Genomic DNA, 18,180 nt, shown 5'->3' with positions numbered 1-18,180 from the left:
AGGGAGCGTCATCAGGTCCGGACGCCGTTCGTACAGGCAGCCGTCCTTGAGGCCTAGGCCAGAGCGCCCGTACAGCTAATATGCCTGTTGGACAGCTGGTTCAGGGCCGTGTCAGGTGCTCACACAGGAGACATCTGGCATGACCGAGCCGTTCGAGCTTCCCGAAGACCACACTGCCCTGGACGACGAGCAGCTTGCTGCTGCCCTTGCGGGCGCCGTTCAGGCCTTCGACGCCAAGGCGACGTCCAGCCTCGTCACCGAGAAGGACATCACCGAACTCCGCTCGCTGGCCTCCGCTGTTGAGGCCATGCGCACGGAGCAGAACGACCGCATCACCGCCGCGAAGGCTGCCGCTGCGGAGATCGAGCAGCTCGCCGCGCAGGTCCGTGGGGACGACCCGAACGCTGCCCCGGCCGTGGAAGAGCCCGTCGTCGAGGAGCCCGTGGCCGAGCCGGAGCCCGACCCGGAGCCGGTGGTGGCGTCCGCCGCCATGGTGCGGCGTCCCGCCCTCAACCTCGCGTCGGTGCGGGCCGTACAGCCGCGCGTCCTGCCGGAGCCGCCGGCCCCGGGCACGCACATCACCGCGGCCGTCGACGTCCCCGGCTACACCCCAGGCGCACCGCTCGACTTCGGGCAGGTCGTCACCGGCATCATCAGCCGCGCCAACGCCCTAAAAACCGCTGGTGGCGGCACCGGTCAGGTCATCTCGTACCGGCACCCGTACCCGGACGAGCTGATCGTCACCGACTCCAGCTCGGCGCCCGAGGGCACCACCGTGGCGATCGCCGCGCAGAACCAGGGACGGCTCCCGCAGGGTGAACTCGTCGCGTCCGGCGGCTGGTGCGCGCCCAGCGAAACGCTGTACGACATCACCGGCGTGGCCTGCCCGGACATGCTGTGGGACGCCCCCGAAATCCAGCTCGCCCGTGGCGGACTGCGCTACTACAAGCCGCTGTCCCTGGACGTCGGGTCGATGACGTGGGTCCACACCGAGGCCGACGACATCAGCGGTGCCACGAAACCCTGTTTCAAGATCCCTTGCCCGGACCCGGTAGAGGTCCGCTGCGACGCCATCGGCGTCTGCCTCGAAGCGGGCATCTTGACCCAAAGGCACTTCCCGGAGCTGGTGGCCTGGTACCTGCGCAACGCGATGGTCGCCCACGAGATCCGCGTGAAGCAGGTCCTGTTCCAGCAGGCCCTGAACACGGCGACCCCGGTCACCCTGGCCCCGACGTTCGGCGCCTTGTCCGCGATCTACGGCGCGGTCGCCCTCCAGGCCGCCGACGTCATCGAGCGGCACAGCCTCTGCGAGACCACGGCGCTGGAGGTCGTGTTCCCGTGGTGGAGCCGCAACCTGTTCCTCACCGACCTGGCGCGGCAGAACGGCGTCAACATCTGTGACCTGAGCCCGACCTGCATCCAGGACGTGTTCAGCACGCTCGGGGTGCGGGTCCAGTTCGCGCGCGGCCTGTCCCCGGCCGTCCCGGACGAGATCGGCGGCTCCGACGCGGCCGTCGACTGGCCCGCCGTCGTCCGGTTCCTCATGTACCCGTCCGGGTCGCTCCAGATCGGGCGCGGTGAGGAGGTCAACTTGGGCGTCGTGCACGATTCGACCAAGTTTGTCACGAATGACTACACGGCCTTGTTCGCTGAGGAGTGCTCGACCCTCGTCGACCGGTCGGTGGACACCCGCCTCGTCACCGTCCCGGTCTGCCCGGACGGCGCGACCGGCGCGCAGCTGGAGCTCGTCTGCGCCGCCGGCAGCAGCTGACCCCCTTCACCGTTCGCAGCCCCGGCCATCTGCCCGGTCGGGGCTGCCCGGATGAGAGGAGGTGAGGCAGATGCCATCAGCCGGACTGCGTAGGCGCGTTGCGGCCATCCCGGGCACGCCGTTGCCCCACGGCATCCTCGGCGGCTGCGTCGACATCATCGACGTGGAGGACGTGCACGAACTCCTCGGCACCGAGTGGATGCCGCTCTCGTGCGCCGCCGCGCACGACTGGGACTGGTGCCCCGAGGACAGCACCACACCCGGGCCAGCGGCCAAGGTGTTCGAGCGGCCCGGCGTGTGCTCCGCCTCGCCGATCACCATTTACGCCGGCGCCACCTGCTCCACGGTCGGCTGGCCGTACGAGGAGGCGGTCCAGCACGCCCGCGAGACGCTGCGCATGGGGGAGCAGCGCGCCCTGGAGGAGTGGTTCGCGCGGGACGTGCTCTGTCCCATGGCCGCCGACCTCACCCCCGCCACTGGGGCCGTGTCCATCGCGCAGGGTGTGGCCGCCCTTGAAGGGTGGCTCGCGGAGAACTACGGCGGTCAGGGCATCCTCCACGTCCCCGCCGGGGCCGCCGCCCTGTTGGGCTGCTGCAACGTCGTCCACATGGAGGACGGCGTCCCGCGCACCCTCATGGGCAACTGCGTGATCATGGGCAGCGGCTACTCCGTGAACGTCGGCCCGCCGGACTGCACGCAGGCCCCTCCCGGTGAGGCGTGGCTCTACATCACCGGCCCGATCCGTATCCGCCGCGAGGCCCCGCAGATCGTCCCGGACACGGACAAGGAGAGCTTCCGGATCAGCACCAACGACCGGTTCGTGCTGGCCGAGCGGTCGTTCGTGGTCGAGGTCGCGTGCTGTGAGGCCGCAGCGATCCGGGTGGTGCTGTGCCCGTGAACCTGATCATCGTCCGGCCCGCGCGGGAGCTGCGCGTGGACTTCGCCCGGTGGGCGGTCGCCCAGACGCCGAAGGTCCGCACCTGCTCCACCACGGACTTCGCTGTGCCGCCGCATCTGTTCACGCACCTGCCGGAACACCTCCTCGTCGGCTCCCTCGTGGACGGCCACCGGTACGTCCCGGTGGAGGACGAGAACCCGGAGTGGCTGACGGCCGTGCCCGGGGAGCCGCTACCGGCTGTACCGGACTCCGCGTACGGGCCGGGCTCTGTACCGCTCGACGCCGCCCCCGGCCACGGTGCCTTGCTGGCAGGTGCCGCCGAACCGGGCCAGGCGGCAGTGGAAGAAGCGGCGACCGTCGTCCAAGCCGCCGAGGACGCTGCTGCTGAAGGGGACAGCAGCGACCCCACCAGCCCGTCGGGCCCGCCGTACGCCTGCCAGTTGTGCCCGCGCACGTTCAGCACAGCGCGCGGCAGGGACGCCCACCACCGCCAAGTGCACCGGGAGGCATGAGCGATGGCCCTTGAGCCTGCCCCGTGCGCCCCGTGTGGGGGCTGCGGTGGTGAACCCGTTGAGGTGACGACGTGCTGTTCCCCGTCGCTGACCTCACAGCCCCTGTGCCTTCAGGACGGCACCCCGATCACCGTCCTGATCGAAGGCGCGTGCGTCGACTGCGGTACCGCGGCCGCGCAACCGGCCGTCACCGGCTGGGTCGACCTCACCACAGGAGCGTTCACCCCGGGGCCGCCCCCGGCCGGGGCCGGGCCGTGCGACCAGTGCGATCCCACCCCGCTGTGTCCTCAACTCCTCGGCCTGTCAGGGCCGGAGACGTGGGCCATGCCCGAGGGCACGGAGTCCGTGTCCATCCAGGTCGCGTGCGGGCCCGTGATCGTCACGGACTGCGCCGGCAATGAGACGCAGATCAACGAATGCGGGACGGGCCTGAACTGGTCGGCGCCGCCCGGCGGATGCGCCCCTGGCCGCTTGTGCACGCCGTTCACGGTGCAGGTCCTCGACGGAGCGGCGGCATACATCAACTTCCTCGGTCCCTGCGACCAAGGCGGCGCGACGATGAGCGGAGAGAACTAGTGGCCGTCGGCGGAAACTTCACGAACTGCAACTGCGGCCCAGGGGCGGAGACTTGCCAGTCGCCGACTCAGCCGGTCGCGACGGTGGGCCTGTGCCTGGCCGACGGGACCCCGATCGCGGTGACCGTCGTGCGGGACTGCGCCGGGAACATCACCTCCGAGGGCTGGATCAACCTCCTCACCGGCCAGTTCACGCCCGGCCCGGCCCCAGCTGACACGGGCTCATGTGACACCGGGTGCGCCGACACGATCTGTGTGCAGCGCTGCGACGACACCGACGGGGACGGCGCCGCCGACCAGACGTACAGCGAGCTGTGGTGCATTCGCGCCGACGGCACCGCTCAGCTCCTCCTCACCTACCAGGACGACCCGGCCAGCCCGTACACGCCGACCGCCCCGGTGGACTGCGAGTACGGGTGCACCGAGACCGACACCCTGACCCTCTGCGACGACGCGGGCCCGTTCCTGCGCCGCTACACGTGGCTGGGCGGCACCGCCACCTTCGAAGACTTCGAGTTGGACGGCGCCACCCCGCACACGGTGACCGGCACCGTCCGTACATGCGCCGGGGACGGCAGCCCGGAGACGCCGTGTGAGGCGGCCACTACCCCAGCCGCCACGCTCGGCCTGTGCCTGCCGGACGGGACTCCGCTCGCCGTCCTCATCACCCGGGACTGCGCTGGCACCGTCACCCAGGACGGATGGCTCAACCTCACCACCGGCGCCTACACCAGCGGCCCGCCCCCGGCCGGGGCGATGGCGTGCGGCGACTCCCGCGCGTTCGAACTTGCTGGGCTCCTCTGCGACGTCGACCCGGCCAGCGGGGACGTCCTCGGCCTGGTCCTCGTCGAGTACGCGTACAACCCGGACGGCTCCCTCGCGTCCGTGCGCCTGGTCGACCCCGCCACCGGGACGACGTACACCCTCCAGGGCGAGCTACGGCACTGCCCCGCCGGCACTGAGGAGCAGCCGGAGCAGGATCTCGCGGTCCTCTGCGACACCGCGGCGGACGGCACGGTCACCGCCTTCGTGCGGGACTATCGGCGCGATCCGGCGAGCGGGCAGATCATCGGGCACACGGACTACACGCTGGACGGCCAGCCGTACACGTCGACCGGCGCCGTGGGCGCCTGCCATGAGCCCGAGACAGCAGATGTGGAGTCCTGGCCCCTGTGCGTCGTGAACGCGTCCACCGGTGTCACGGTCACCCAGGTCCGCCGCGAGACGGTCTACGACGGCAACGGCGAGGCGATCACGACGCGGCTCGTCGACGCGATGACCGGCAACCCGTACACGCTGCCGGCGGGCACGCGCCTCGGCGAGTGCTGCGAGACCACACGGGAAACCGTGTGCGTCACCCCACTCTTGCCGACCTCCAAGCGGGTGGTGTCCAACCCCGGCAACAACACCAGCGGGCGCGTAGACCCGGCCTGGACCTGGGGAATGACCAAGGCCGGAGGCCGCCCCGTCTACGACGTTGCCGGACCGGCGGCTTGGAGGACTCCGCGTCCCCCCGGCGGCGGCTGGGTGTCCCTGACACCGAGCACGCTGACCACGCCGCTGCCCCCCGGGGCCCCGGTCGACTACTACATGGTCACAGAGTTCGAGCTGCCGGACGATGCGGTCCTGGACGCCACCACGATCAAGATCGACACGCTCAACGCCGACAACGCCGTGCCGGGCTACGCCCTCAACGGCGCGGCGGAGACGCGGACCAACCCGCAGGCGGCGACATGGTTCAACCAGCCGCCCTACAGAGAGGCCGAACACCGCATCGCTGGCGCGGTGCGGGGCTCCAACCTCCTCGCCATCCGCGTGACCGAGGCCGGCCCTGGGAGTAACGGCGGTGTCCTGCTCGACGTCACTCTCACCTACCGCGTGCCGGGCGTACCGGAGTACTGGACGGTCGAGCACCGCGACTGCGGCACCACCACGTTCATCGCCCCGGACGGCAAGCGGTACGAGGGCGGCCTCCCGGACGGCTACATGGCCTGCGGGGGGTCCGGCGGCTCCTGCTGCCCGGAGGAGCCCTGCCCGGCCCAGAACGTACTTGAGGCATGCCGCTGCGACGACACGGACGGCGACGGCATCGGCGACACCGATTACGTCGAGCTGCTGGCCGTGGACTGCGATGGAGCGCTCTCCAGCCTCGGTACGTACACCGCGGACCTGTCCGCTCGGTACACGCCGGTTGCCCCGGTCGACTGCGACGCCGGCGTACTGGGCGCCGAGGCTGCGGTGGGCGTGCAGGCCCGACGTGTGCAGCTTGATGCGGGCGAGACGTGGGATGCCGCGACCTATCCGGCGCTGCGTTCGGCGACCGCCACGGCCCACACCGGCACCGGGCTGATCACCACGGCGGACGGCACCTCGACCCTCTTCCAGGGCGAGTCGGTCACCTGGTCGATCGGCGAAGACCCGGACGCGAGGCTGACCGGGCCGCTCACGATCACCGCGGACACCGGGACGACCACCATCACCTACACCACGGGAGTCACGCTATGAGCGGATGCTGCGGGCCGATCCTCGTCGGCTCAGGCACCGGGGGCAGCACCCAGCCGAGCATGGACGTCGAGTACGTGACGCTGTGCGATGTCGCTGCCGACGGCACCTCCACGCCCTTCCTGCGCCGCTTCACGCACGCTGCCGACGGCACGCTGAGCGCCACGGCAGACCTCGCGCTGGATGGGGTCACCGCCTACACCCCGGCCGGGACCGTCACCGTCTGCGATGCCAGCAGCGATACGACCACGCCGCCGGTCACCACCCAGACGGCCAGCAGCCACCGCCAGGTCCTCGACAGCGCCCAGTCGTTCGACGTATTCGCCACGGCGGCCGGGACCGTCGAGTCGGTCACCGTGACCGTCATCGCCACCGGAACCGAAGGCCCATCGGTGACGACCGCCTCCGGAACCTCCCACCTGTACGGCGGGGAGTCCGTCACCTGGTCGGCGCTCCCCGATGTCGCCGCGGGCTCCGACGAGCTCACCGGCCCGCTCTCCGTGGAGACCACCGCCGGAGACATCGTCGCCGTCTCGTGGACCGAACGCCCCTGACCCCGCCCCTGTTTCGACCATCCTGCAAGGAGAGCCATGTCTGGTACCGGTGGAAGCATCTCGACGAGCGCCCCGGATCGCGAGTTCGAACTCCTCTGTGACGTCGCCGCCGACGGCACCCCTACCCCGTTCCTGCGTCGCGTGTCCGTCGACAGCACCGGCAACACGACCGTGGCCGACACCGCCCTCGACGGCATCACCGCGTACACCCCGGCGGGCACCGTCGGCGTATGCCCGGCCGAGGTGACCGACTACGAGGTCATCGAGCTGTGCGACGTCGCCGCCGACGGCACCGTGACGCCGTTCCTGCGCCGTCTGGCGATCGCCGAAGACGGCACGGTCACCGTCACGGACACCACCCTGGACGCGGTCACCGCCTACACCCCAGCCGGAACCGTCGGCCAGTGCCCGCTCACCGCCCCGCCGAAGACCGTGACCCCGCACGGCACGCAGAACACGAACTGGGACCTGGCCGCGAACGCGGGCACGCAGTCCGTGACCCTGCTCGTCTACAGCGGCACCGTCACGATCACCACCGCCGACGGCACCCTCACCGTCCCGGCCGGCAGCTCCCTCACGTGGGGTGTCGACGGTGACGCGGTCGACTCCGCGCTCACCGGAACGATCACCATCGACGGCGACCCGGCCACGGCGACGTGGCAGGTCCTTTGGACCGCCCAGCCGTAACAGCCCCACGCCTCCCGCGGGAGGCCTGACGGCCCTCGCGGGAGGCAGGCGGTCGCCCGCACCGGGCCCCCTGCGAATCCCTACGGAACGGAGAACTGATGAGCGGCACCGCAGGCCAAGTCGGCGACTGCCCCCAGACCCTGAGCAGCGAGTGCTGGAAGATCCCCGGCTACCGGTACGTCTCCTACGACAACAGCGGCACCACGCCGTGCGGCGTCTCGACCATCAACGGCACCCCGACCGGGGTCTGCGACCGGCCGAACCTCAAGTTCACGTCGTGGATCATCAACGGCCGGAACGTCATCCACGCCCCGTTCAATGACGGCCTGGACGAGTGCGGCACGCCGCTCCTGTCCGACCTGGCCGCCATCATGAACACCTGGGACCCCTTCGCGGGCGGCTGGACGGTGACCGTATCGGACCAGTGCGCCTACCACCTCCGTTCAAGGGCGCTCCCGCCCACGGGCACCAAGTACGGCGTCCTCACCGCCGTGGACAACGACACCGGGGAGACGATCACGTTCGCCCCGGTCGACGTCGTGGTCCCCGACACGTTCTATCGCCGCATCACCGAAGTGGACTGCGACGGCACCACCACCACACGGTGGACCAACGACGCCGGCGCCACGGTGCCCGCGCCGAATCCCGAACAGATCGTGGAGTGCACCGTCCAGGTCACGCCCGATGCCCGGGTCACGCCGACGCAGCGGGTCCGGTCGCGCATCAAGCGGTTCACCGGCACAGCCACGAGCGGCAACGTCGACTCCTTCCCCTCGGACGTTCAGGCCGTGACGCTCACCGTCCTGGCGGGCGCGGTACGAGTCCAGGCGGCAGGTTCCGGCTCCCGCAACGGGGGCGCACCAACCGCGTTCGAGGACGACGTCACCGTGCCGGCCGGGGTGACGCTGTCGTGGGGCGTGGACGGGGACTCCTATGACCTCGCGCTGGACGGCTCCCTCCTCTTCACCGGCACGGCCGCGGGCGCGGACTTCCTCCTCCACTGGACCGAGCATGTCTACACGGACTGGGACTAAGCCATGGGGACCTCCAGCAGCATCCGCATCTCCGGGCACGGCTACGCCGAACTGCCCGCCCCTGTTGACCTGGCGGCCACCGCGAGCGGGACGTGGGTGAACACGGGCCTTCAGGTGACGCTCCCGGCCGCCGGCACCTACCACCTCGACGCGAACGTGCGCGCGGTGCTGACCGCTGCGGACGGCACCAACGCGTGGATCGGCGTCCGGCTGTTCGATGTCACGGCGGGCGCGGTCGTGGCTGACTCCGAGCTCCTGGTCCAGCAGCTCGACATGACCGTCTCGACCGCCACGCCGGTCATCACCCAGGGCGTCAACCAGCATGGGCCGATCCTCGTCCCGTACACGGTCCCGGGCACCCGGCTCGTCCGCCTTCAAGCCGTGAAGAACTACAGCGGCCCCGCGCCGAGCGTGGCCCGTGTCCAGTCCGACGGCAACGGGCGCACCACCCTTCGGTGGGAGCGCGTCGCATGAGCGCTGGGTGCGGCTACCGGCCGTTCCACGGACTCCGTGCTGAATTGACCACCCCCCACGAGGCGGATAGCGCCTGATGCCCCGGACCACTGCCATGTGCATCCTTGCTGTCCTGCCGTCGTACGGGGCGGTGCCTCCCACAGGGGCGGTGATCACCACCCGCGAGTACCTTCGCGGGCTCGTCGCAGCGGGCCACTCCGTACACGTCGTCACCACGGGCCGCCAGTCGGGACGTGTGCGTACGGAGGACGGGGTCAAGGTGTGGCCGCTGGGGAACTGGCGGTCGGCCATCCACCAGGAGCGGCCACAGCTGATCATCACCCACCACGGCGACCGGCGTGCCGACCTGGTGGTGCGTCAGCTGTGGAGGGTTCCACATCTGCTGATGGTGCACGGCATGTCAGCGAACCGGAACCTGAGCAGCCCCGCTCTGGCCTGGTTCCCCTCGCAGGCGTGCCGGGACTATTACGCCGACTACGGCGGCCCGGGGATCGTTCTGCCGCCCCCCGTCAACCCGGCCCTGTACGGCACGACGCCGGGCGACATGGTCACCCTGAACGGGGCCACGGCCGCCAAGGGCGCGGACGTCGTTGCTCAGGTCGCCGCCCGCCTACCGGACATGCGGTTCCTGGTGGTGAAGACCGTCGGCCGCGTCCCCGCCCGCATGCCCCGCAACGTCGAACTGGTCGAACGGACCGACCCGCGGGCGGTGTACGCCCGCACCCGCGTGCTGGTGATGCCGTCCACGGTGGAGTCGTATGGGCGGGCCGGGGTTGAGGCGATGCTGTCCGGCATCCCTGTCCTGGCCGCCGCACTGCCGGGCCTGCGGGAGGCGCTCGGCGACGCAGCCACGTACATCCCGCGCGACAACATCGACCGGTGGGTTGAGGAGCTGCGCCGCCTGTCCGACCCCGACGCCTACGCCGACGCCTCCGCCAAGGCGCGGGCACACGGCGCGGGCCTGGACTGGGCGGGGAACCTGCGGGAGTTCGAGGCGACGTGCGCCAGCCTGGTACGGCCGGCCGACCTCGACCCGGTCGCTGCCTCTCCCGCCGCCCTGCATGAGCGGTCGCCGGACGTCGTGGCCTGGATCCACTTCGGGGTGCCCTACCGGCGTGCAGGCTCGGAGACGATGATCCACACCATGATGCGGGCCTTGAAGGACGAGGGTCTTGACGTCCTGGTCGTGTGTTCCGCGATGCCCGAGGCGCCCTCGCTGTGGGACGTGGACGGCGTGACCTACGCCCAGCTCACCTCTCCGGCCGCCGACGCGGCGATCCGGTCCATGCGGCCGCGCATCCTCGTCTCGCACCACGACTTCGCCGAGAGCTCCGTCATCTTGTCCCGTGGCATCGGCGCGAAGTCCGTCGTGGTCATCCACTCCGACTTCGATATTGCTGCCCGTCCCCTGGCCCTGTGGCCGGACCTGTGCATCTACAACACGGACTGGGTCCGCCGCGCCCTGGCCCCCCGCTACCTTGAGGTCGATGCGATTCCGTCCCTGGTCGTGCACCCGCCGGTGATCCCGGCAGAGCACCGGGCCCCGAAGACGGGCGACCGGGTCACGCTGGTCAACCTGAACAGGCACAAGGGCGTGGACACGTGGCGGGGGGCCGCTGCCCACCTGCGGTCCACCCCGTTCCTCGGCGTCACCGGCGGCCACGGCAAACAGATCCTGCGGCCGGTGCTGCGGAACATGCGCGTCATCGGCCAGACCTCCGACATGCGCGGCAACGTGTGGGCGCAGACCCGGGTGTTGATGGTGCCCAGCGTCTACGAGTCGTACGGCATGGCCGCAGTGGAGGCCCTCGCCTCCGGCATCCCCGTCATCGCCCACCCCACCCCCGGCCTGCGGGAAGCCCTCGGCGACGCGGGCACGTTCGTCGACCGGGCCGACGTCCGCGCGTGGGTGGCGGCGATCAAGGAGCTGTACCCGGACGGTGAGCGCCGGGACGCGGCGGTCGCCGCCGCGTTCGCCCGGAGCGCGTTCCTCGCCGACCAGATGAACACGGAGACCAAGAAGTGGGTGGAAGCGGTTCAAGCGCTGCTGTGACGGACGGTTGCACGGTCTGCGGGCTGCAGGCGCTGGTGAGAGCCGGTCATCCAGTTCGTTGGAGATCGTTTACGGGGTCTCTTAAGGTCCCCGGCGACCGTACGGGCGTGCAAGGTGCCGGGCATGCTGGGCGCGACACCGCGCGCCAAGGCTGGTGGAGAGGGGCATCGCTGTTCTCCTCGGAGGTTCGTGGGCTCCTTGGCACACAGGGCACCCACCAGGGTCCCGCGCCCGCGACGGGACCCCTCCCCAAAACGGGCCCGTATAAAAGACAGGCCCCCTCGCCGGGGCTACAGCGTAGGCAGGCGTACGAGTTGAGGGGTTGACCGATGACCACTGGCAGGGGCCGGGCGGGTGTCGCCGTAGTGCTGGCTCTGATGGCGGTTCTCTCCGGCTGCGGAGGGAACGGCGGCCGGGACGACGGCTCCGGGGAGGGGGCGGAGCCGTCGTCCCCGCGTACGTCGTTGAGTGCGAGCGACGCGGGCGCGCCGTCGGCGTCGGAGCGGCCGCCGACCTCGCCCTCTCCCACGAGTACCCCCACGAGCGGATCGGCCGCGGCCGACGGGACCGATGTCGGCGCCTGCTTCGACGGACGCTGCGAGATCACCGTGTCGAAGCCGATGACCATCAAGACTGACAGTCGGCTCGGCGTCAGCGATCTCCGGATCACGCAGATCACGGACGACGCCGTGGTGCTCCAGTCCTCGGGCTCCGGAATGTTCCTGAGCACGTCGGTCGGCGAGGGTGGCACCGGCGGCCTGAACGAGCTCGGCTTCCGCGTGAAGTCCCTGGACGGCGGTACGGCGGTGCTGGAGTTCTACCCCCGCGATTGACCGGCCCCTCCCGGGCTATCGGCTGCTTCGCGCAGGTCGTGCATCACCTCGTCGTGCCCCGGGCGGTGCAGTGGTGAGGCCGCCAGGAGGCGAATGAGCAGGCCGCCGAGGCGGCAAGAGCTGCCCGGAGGTCCTCGAATACACGTCGATCACCACATAGGACACCGTCTAGTGCCGCATCAGGCAACGTTCGCCCTGTTGTAGAACCAAGCAAATACAGCCGCGCCGACGGGTGTCCCGATAAGGAAGCCTGCGAGGAAATCAAGGTCGTGATCAGCCGCTGTCGGAAAGACCCAGTCCGCTGCTGCAGCAACGAGCAGTGCCGCCGTAATCAACGAGAGCAGGGCGGCAGCAGCAGCGAGCCGACGCGGTGGCCCTTCGCGGTACAGCTCGCCCGCAGGCTTCGCCGCGAACATGGCAGTCATGAGAGCGACGTAGTGAGAGTCGGGCAGCCACCCGAATGGCCACGCCACCAAGACGATAGCTCCGCACAAAGCGAGGCCGACGAGTTCCAGCACAACGGTGGCCATCACTAGGTCTGACGGCCTGCGCCGGATCGAGCCGTCCCCCCTGCCCTTCTCGTCGGTCACGCCGGAAGAGTAGCCGCAATCAAGGCGAACGTTGCCTGATGCGGCACTAGCGCCGGTAATTCGTGCCGTAGCACCTAGCTGCTGCGCCCGGGGTCCGGTGGTGGATGGTGCAGTCGTCGTGCATGAACTCAAGCTTCTCGCCGGGCGGGAGCTTGGATTTCACACACTCAAGAGCCTGTGCCTCAGTCATGTGCATCTCGGCGCACCCGTCATGGTGGTATCCCACGGTCTCGCCGGGGAACAGGCCGGTGGTCGGGTTGCGCCGGGGCGGCTTAGGGATCTTGCGTCCGAAAAAATCAGTGTTCGCTGGACGCCTGCGCCTCCGCCCTCCTGACAGCGGGATGGACATGCGGATCGGCCCGAAGCCGAATCCAAGACTGAGTCCCATAACCGCTCCTTAGAACGTTTATGTGTATACTTTACTCCTTTTATCCCTAACGAGTCGGTGCTTGTCGTGTAGGCCAAGCTCCATGACCTCATCGCAAGGCACATCCCAGAAATGAGCCACCAGCCACGGATCGGATGGGGTACCCAGCCCCGATGCGCTGGCGCAAGTGCTTGAGGGCCGCAGCTGCTCCGAGCTGGTCAGGCGGTACGGGACAAGTCTTAGACTGTGCTAAGTCGCTGGTTGTGGGCCGGACTTCTGCGAGATGTCAGGAGTCCTTGGGCATGTCCTGTCCCCTGATCGCCAACGCCGACGTCATGCGGATCACCAGGGTCGACCAGTGCGGTAACCCGGTCTGCGGCGAAGACAACGGCTTCGTCTTCGAGTGCTTCAGCTCCCTCGCCATGAACGTCAACTCGGACGACGGCGACGACATCACCTACAAGGCCGCGAACGGCAAGGTTTGCGGGACGAAGCGAGGCTGCCCGACGTTCAACGGGCTGGACCTGGAACTCAACGTGTTCTCCGTGTCCCCGGAGATGGTCGAGATCCTCACCGGCAACCCGGTGTTCCTCGGCTACGACGGCACGCCCATCGGCTTCGACACGTGCTCCATCCAGTGCAACACCGGCTTCGCACTGGAACTGTGGGCGGAGGTCCTGGGCGAGGAGTGCGCGGACGGCGCCGAAGGCCAGTGGCTGTACTGGCTGATGCCGTGGGTCACCAACGGGATCATCGGCGATCTGGAGATCGGGTCGGAGGCCGTCACCCTCCAGATCACCGGCTCCACCCGGGCGGGCGGCTCGTGGGGTGTCGGCCCGTACGACGTGCAGCCGCTCGACGCGGCCGGCACCCCGGGCCCGATGCTCACCCCGCTGTCCTCGTCCTGCCACCGGCGTACCTTCCTCACGACCGTGGCGCCGCCGGAGCCGTCGTGTGACTACACGCCGGTGACGTGCGACTCGATGTCTCTCGCTTCGTAATGGAGCTGCCGGACATCGTCGTTCCGGTGCGGGAGGGGGCCCACAACGAGCAGCTGCGGTACGCGCTGCGTTCGTGGGCGGCCCACCTCCCGCACCGGCATGTCTGGATCGTCGGCTACCGGCCATGGTGGGCGGCCGGCACCCGGCACATCCCGACGCACCAGCGGACCACCCCCGCATACGTCAACACCACCACCGCGGTGCGAGCGGCGTGCGAACACCCGGACGTCTCGGACCCGTTCCTGTGGGCGAACGACGACTTCTTCGTCATGGCCCCGCAGCCGTCGCCGTTCCCGGTGCTCCACCGCGGCCCGGTACGGGAGGTGTTCGCCCAGTACGGCACCCGCTCTTCCGCGTACGTGGCGGCCATGCGGGAGACGCACGCCTTCCTCGTCGGCCTGGGCTACGAGGATCCGACGTCGTTCGAGCTGCATGTGCCGCTGCCCGTGCACAAGGACGGCATGCTGCGGGCACTGGAGGCCGCGCCGGGCCACGACGTCCACAAGCGCACCGTGTACGGGGTGTTGAACGGTGTCACCGGCCTACCGATGCGGGACGTGAAGGTCGCCCGCCGCGGCCCTCAGTTCGACCCCGCCTCCCCGTTCCTGTCGACCATGCCGGACTCCTTCACCAACGGCGCCGTCGGCCGGTTCATCCGCGAACGGTTCCCGGACCCGTGCCGGTACGAGAAGCGTGGGAGGCGCTGACCCATGCCGCTCCGTATCGGCCCCTGCGAGCCGTGGCCGTTCGACCCGGTGTGCTGCAACCTCCCGGAGGGCGTCGACGAGGACGTCATCGACCGGCAGCGCGCCGTCGCGACGTTCATCCTGTGGGCGTTGTCCGGCCGACGCGTAGGCCCGTCATGCCCCTACACGGTGCGCCCGTGCCGCCGGGCTTGCCTCGACGCCTCCCCGCTGACCGTGAACTGGCAGACAGCCGGCCCGTGGATCCCATACCTCGGCCGTGACGGGGCCTGGCGGAACGCCAGCGTCTGCGGCTGCAAGTCGGACTGCTCGTGCGGCGAGTTGTGCGAAGTGCGCCTGGAAGCCCCGGTCCACGACGTCCTGGCCGTCGAGATCGACGGCGTCACGCTGCCCCAGAACGCCTACCGCGTCGACTCGGCGGGCCTCCTGGTGCGTACGGACGGCGGCTGTTGGCCCGACTGCCAGGACATGGCCGCAACGTGCGGCGCCCCGAACACCTTCTGCGTCACCTACCGGATCGGCCTGCCGCTCGACGAGGCGGCGATCACCGCGTTCAGCACCCTGGTCTGCCACCTGGTGAAGGACTGCTCTGGCGGCTGCGGCTGCAAGGTTGCCTCGAACAAGAACTTGAGCCGCCTGTCCCGGCAGGGGGTGGATCTCGAGTTCGCGGATCCGACGGTCATCTACTCGGAGATGCGGACTGGCATCCCCGCGGTCGACCTGTGGCTGAACGCCGTGAACCCCTACCGGCAGACCTCTCCGAGCCGGGTCTTCAGCCCCGACTTCAAGCGTCCGCGCCTCCAGATCTGGCCGTAGAAGGGACCACCGTGCCGCTCCTGCCGCTCGCCATCCACGAGGCCGCCTCCGACCTCCTCGAATGCGTGTGCGCCACCCTGGACGACCTCGCGACCCAGGTCGAGGACTATCCGGGCTGCCCGACCTGCCGACGCTGCCTCGTCCCCGGCCTGCCCGCGTGGGACGAGTGCGCCGACCCGTGCACCGGCGACGCCGGCGGCCAGCTCACGGTCAACCTGTCCCGCATGTACGGGTCGACGAACTTCCCCGCCGAGGACAACACGCCCCAGAACGTACGCGGCTGCACGCCGCCGCTGTCGACGGCGGTCGAGCTCGTCGTCACGGTGCTGCGGTGCGCGCCCGGCCCAACCGAAGAGGGCTGCCCGCCTTCATGTGAGGACCTTGAGGCGGCGGCCCGTGTCACCCACATCGATGCCGTCGGCGTCTTCAACGCGATCACCTGCTGTCTCGCCGCCACCGGAGGACGAGGACGGCGGCGCGGCCGGCCGTACATCCTCGGCCGTCAGCAAACCCTCGGCCCACAGGGCGGCTGCGTCGGCGTCGAGCAGCGCGTCACGATCGCCCTGCCCGGCTGCAAGTGCCCAGAGGAGGTGCCCAGCTGTGAGTGTTGAGGTACGGATCGAGCCGGGCCGGATCGCGAGACTCCTGCGTGCCCGGGGCGGCATCGCCTACCGGCGGATCAGCGCACGCACCGAGCGGGTCGCGCGGATCGCCGAGGGAGAAGCGCCCGGGTCGATGGGCTCGTACATCTCGTGGAAGGTCCAGGAGGGGCCGCGCGGTCTAGAAGGCGTCATCGTGTGCGACCACCCCGCAGTGCACTACGTCCTCAGCGGCACCCGCCCGCACCTGATCCGTCCCCGCCGCGCAAAGGCGTTGAGGTTCGAGGTCGGCGGCGAGGTGGTGTTCACACGGCTCGTCCGGCATCCAGGCACGCGGCCGAACAACTTCCTTGCCCGTGCGTTGCGGCTGGGCCGTTAGGACCTGATTTCGGACCCTACTGGTCTGTGATCACATCGGAATGCGACAGAGCCGTCCTGGCAGAGGCGATGAATTTGGCCTCCGCCTGCATGATGTAGGCGTAGAAGTGCGAGCCTTGCGGCATAGGGATTCTCTCTTCGTCCCAAAAGCAGCGGGTGAAGAGTGCAATATGGTCCTTCTCTGTGAACGTGTCACTCGGTAGGTCGGCGTAGGCATTCTGGGCTACCCGGTATGCCGTGGTGACCGGCTCTGGAACATCCTCATCGCCGTTGTGGTCGTGTATCTCGACGATTTCATAACTGCCGGAGAAGTTGCTTTCGGTGACAGCCCTCTCCAGTGCTTCGAGGCTTGCTTGGAGAGCCCTGGCAGCTTCCTGCTCGGGGTCATGTGCGGCGACCAGATCGAGCAACTTCGTCCACGCTCGAATCTCCTCGTAGCAGCGCCTCTCGCGGCGCACATAGGCGTGGACTTGTGTGCTGTACCAGTCCGCTTTCGAAGCGACTTCTGGAGGTCCTTCGAGTTTGATTATGAGGAGCTGTGAATTCAAAGCAACGTTGAACTCGCCCAGTTCACCTAGCAGAGCCGCATGTGCTTCCTCGTCGCGAGGGTTCAAGTAACGCAGCCGCATAGACCGTGTCTTCAGGTCTCCGGCTGTCGAGAGAAATGCGGCGTATGCATCCCTTCGTGCACTTCTTTGCCATTGTGTGTGCGTGTTCGCGGCGTCGGCGCGGACCGCGTCGAGGGCTGCGCGGTAAGTCGTCTCAGCAGTCCGCAGGGCCGCACGCATCTGCCACCGGCCGACGAGCAGCGCGGCCGGTATGCCCACCGCTGCGACGGCTGCCGCCGCAAGGGCGCCGACTCCCTGTAGATCCATAATCTGATCTTGCCGCAACGCGCCATTGAACGAGGCTGTTCCGCTGGTATGGCTACCCTCGGGGGTGCGCCGCTGGTTGTGGGCCGGGCGAGGAGCGGAAACCCCAGGGGAAGACCTGTGCGCAAAACCTTTGCCCTTCACACTGAGCCCCATGTCGCCGACATCGGTGGAACCGAGCTGCGGTTCCAGCCTGAGGTCATGGGCGATGAGTTCATGGACGCGTACGCCGAGTTGCGCGACGCCCAGAAGGCCAAGGGCATCGACCTGGACAACCTCGCCGAGGCCGACCCGAAGGACGTCCGCCGCACCGCACGAGCGCTGCGCCTGTTCCTCGCCAAGCAGATGCAGGAGGAGTCCGCCGCGCTGTTCCTCCGCCTCGAAGTCAAGGACCAGGCCGGCAGCGTGTTGGAGTCCTTCACTGACTTGGACGAGGCCGAGGCCTACGCGGCGCAGCACGAGGGCGCCCGTGTCGTCGACGCGTTCCGCCTGCCGACGCGCGTCATCGTCGAACTCCTCGAATGGGTGGTCGAGCTGTATGGGGGTGGTGGTAACCGCCCTACTACGTCGTCTTCCGCCTCCTCGACTCCATCGCGGCAGGCTGGGAGGCGTGGGACGGGAGTCTCGCCCTCCAGGGCGTCGACCCGCACACCTGGCCGCTGAGGCGAATGCTGAACGCCGCCGAGGCGTCCATGGACATGGCGGCCGAGGACGACGCCGCGCGGCAGCGGAACCGGGCCGAGCTGTATGCCCCGCCCAAGGGCGCCCGCCGTCGACCGGCCGAAGGGGCATGGCCACGCAGCGCGGCCCGCATCGACCCGAGCCAGGCACGTGCGCTGATGGCACAGGCGGCGGCCGAGGACGCGCGAGCATAAGTCCGAAGGTAGGGCCGGATAGTCTGGAGATCACGGCAGGCCCGTAGCGGTCTGCTGTAGCCGCTGGTTTTGGGCCGGGCAACCA

At 69.3% G+C, this 18,180-nt stretch carries 20 protein-coding genes; 18 read left to right on the top strand and 2 right to left on the bottom strand.

Annotated elements, in window-relative coordinates; all coding sequences use genetic code 11:
- Nucleotides 1-139 precede the first annotated feature (139 nt).
- From QF027_RS23170 to QF027_RS23120, 11 genes are all read left to right on the top strand, one after another.
- On the top strand, nucleotides 140-1,771 hold the full coding sequence (locus QF027_RS23170; protein ID WP_307076769.1) for a major capsid protein: 1,632 nt from the start codon (nucleotides 140-142) through the stop codon (nucleotides 1,769-1,771).
- Between the two features lie 70 nt (nucleotides 1,772-1,841).
- Nucleotides 1,842-2,669 (top strand): cupin, encoded by an 828-nt coding sequence (locus QF027_RS23165; RefSeq protein WP_307076767.1) that lies wholly within the window; start codon nucleotides 1,842-1,844, stop codon nucleotides 2,667-2,669.
- Complete coding sequence (locus tag QF027_RS23160) at nucleotides 2,666-3,181, top strand: hypothetical protein (RefSeq protein WP_307076765.1); 516 nt, start codon at nucleotides 2,666-2,668, stop codon at nucleotides 3,179-3,181. Before QF027_RS23165 ends, QF027_RS23160 begins: the two co-directional genes overlap by 4 nt.
- 63 nt (nucleotides 3,182-3,244) lie before the next feature.
- A complete protein-coding gene (locus QF027_RS23155; RefSeq protein WP_307076764.1) occupies nucleotides 3,245-3,757 on the top strand; it encodes a hypothetical protein in 513 nt (170 codons plus the stop codon).
- Nucleotides 3,757-6,261 (top strand): hypothetical protein, encoded by a 2,505-nt coding sequence (locus QF027_RS23150; RefSeq protein WP_307076762.1) that lies wholly within the window; start codon nucleotides 3,757-3,759, stop codon nucleotides 6,259-6,261. The genes QF027_RS23155 and QF027_RS23150 overlap by 1 nt, the downstream gene beginning before the upstream one ends.
- A gap of 59 nt (nucleotides 6,262-6,320) precedes the next feature.
- Nucleotides 6,321-6,812, top strand: a complete 492-nt coding sequence (locus QF027_RS23145; RefSeq protein WP_307076760.1) for a hypothetical protein — start codon at nucleotides 6,321-6,323, stop codon at nucleotides 6,810-6,812.
- Between the two features lie 36 nt (nucleotides 6,813-6,848).
- Nucleotides 6,849-7,499, top strand: coding sequence for a hypothetical protein (locus QF027_RS23140; protein WP_307076758.1), 651 nt, complete (start codon nucleotides 6,849-6,851; stop codon nucleotides 7,497-7,499).
- 98 nt (nucleotides 7,500-7,597) lie between these two features.
- Nucleotides 7,598-8,533 carry a hypothetical protein gene (locus QF027_RS23135; protein ID WP_307076757.1) on the top strand — a complete coding sequence of 312 codons (936 nt, stop codon included), beginning with the start codon at nucleotides 7,598-7,600 and terminating at the stop codon, nucleotides 8,531-8,533.
- Nucleotides 8,534-8,536: 3 nt separating this feature from the next.
- The gene (locus QF027_RS23130) at nucleotides 8,537-9,007 is read left to right on the top strand and encodes a hypothetical protein (RefSeq protein ID WP_307076754.1); all 471 of its coding nucleotides are present in this window, start codon (nucleotides 8,537-8,539) and stop codon (nucleotides 9,005-9,007) included.
- 76 nt (nucleotides 9,008-9,083) lie between these two features.
- Complete coding sequence (locus tag QF027_RS23125) at nucleotides 9,084-11,060, top strand: glycosyltransferase family 4 protein (protein WP_307076752.1); 1,977 nt, start codon at nucleotides 9,084-9,086, stop codon at nucleotides 11,058-11,060.
- A gap of 329 nt (nucleotides 11,061-11,389) precedes the next feature.
- Nucleotides 11,390-11,893, top strand: a complete 504-nt coding sequence (locus QF027_RS23120) for a hypothetical protein (protein ID WP_307076750.1) — start codon at nucleotides 11,390-11,392, stop codon at nucleotides 11,891-11,893.
- Nucleotides 11,894-12,072: 179 nt separating this feature from the next.
- Here the strand turns inward: QF027_RS23120 and QF027_RS23115 are convergent, their stop codons facing one another.
- Nucleotides 12,073-12,483 (bottom strand): hypothetical protein, encoded by a 411-nt coding sequence (locus tag QF027_RS23115; RefSeq protein WP_307076748.1) that lies wholly within the window; start codon nucleotides 12,481-12,483, stop codon nucleotides 12,073-12,075.
- A gap of 669 nt (nucleotides 12,484-13,152) precedes the next feature.
- Between QF027_RS23115 and QF027_RS23110 the strand changes: the two genes are divergently transcribed.
- Genes QF027_RS23110 through QF027_RS23090 form a run of 5 tightly spaced genes read left to right on the top strand, consistent with a single transcriptional unit; the run spans nucleotide 13,153 to nucleotide 16,349 of the window.
- Nucleotides 13,153-13,851, top strand: coding sequence for a hypothetical protein (locus QF027_RS23110; RefSeq protein WP_307076746.1), 699 nt, complete (start codon nucleotides 13,153-13,155; stop codon nucleotides 13,849-13,851).
- Nucleotides 13,851-14,558, top strand: a complete 708-nt coding sequence (locus QF027_RS23105; RefSeq protein ID WP_307076744.1) for a hypothetical protein — start codon at nucleotides 13,851-13,853, stop codon at nucleotides 14,556-14,558. Before QF027_RS23110 ends, QF027_RS23105 begins: the two co-directional genes overlap by 1 nt.
- A gap of 3 nt (nucleotides 14,559-14,561) precedes the next feature.
- Nucleotides 14,562-15,371, top strand: a complete 810-nt coding sequence (locus QF027_RS23100) for a hypothetical protein (RefSeq protein ID WP_307076742.1) — start codon at nucleotides 14,562-14,564, stop codon at nucleotides 15,369-15,371.
- A gap of 11 nt (nucleotides 15,372-15,382) precedes the next feature.
- Complete coding sequence (locus QF027_RS23095) at nucleotides 15,383-15,982, top strand: hypothetical protein (RefSeq protein ID WP_307076740.1); 600 nt, start codon at nucleotides 15,383-15,385, stop codon at nucleotides 15,980-15,982.
- Nucleotides 15,972-16,349 (top strand): hypothetical protein, encoded by a 378-nt coding sequence (locus QF027_RS23090; RefSeq protein ID WP_307076738.1) that lies wholly within the window; start codon nucleotides 15,972-15,974, stop codon nucleotides 16,347-16,349. Before QF027_RS23095 ends, QF027_RS23090 begins: the two co-directional genes overlap by 11 nt.
- Before the next feature lie 16 nt (nucleotides 16,350-16,365).
- Here QF027_RS23090 and QF027_RS23085 read toward each other — a convergent pair whose 3' ends face one another.
- On the bottom strand, nucleotides 16,366-17,223 hold the full coding sequence (locus QF027_RS23085; protein WP_307076736.1) for a hypothetical protein: 858 nt from the start codon (nucleotides 17,221-17,223) through the stop codon (nucleotides 16,366-16,368).
- A gap of 198 nt (nucleotides 17,224-17,421) precedes the next feature.
- Here QF027_RS23085 and QF027_RS23080 point away from each other — a divergent pair, with 198 nt between their 5' ends.
- Together QF027_RS23080 and QF027_RS23075 are read left to right on the top strand one after the other, a co-directional pair.
- Nucleotides 17,422-17,883 (top strand): hypothetical protein, encoded by a 462-nt coding sequence (locus QF027_RS23080; protein ID WP_307076734.1) that lies wholly within the window; start codon nucleotides 17,422-17,424, stop codon nucleotides 17,881-17,883.
- Nucleotides 17,884-17,888: 5 nt separating this feature from the next.
- Nucleotides 17,889-18,095, top strand: coding sequence for a hypothetical protein (locus QF027_RS23075; RefSeq protein WP_307076732.1), 207 nt, complete (start codon nucleotides 17,889-17,891; stop codon nucleotides 18,093-18,095).
- Nucleotides 18,096-18,180 lie beyond the last annotated feature (85 nt).

Source organism: Streptomyces canus, from assembly GCF_030816965.1.
Classification (GTDB): Bacteria; Actinomycetota; Actinomycetes; order Streptomycetales; family Streptomycetaceae; genus Streptomyces; species Streptomyces canus_E.
The sequence above is the reverse complement of the archived record's forward strand: the minus strand, read 5'-3'. Positions and strand labels throughout refer to the sequence as shown.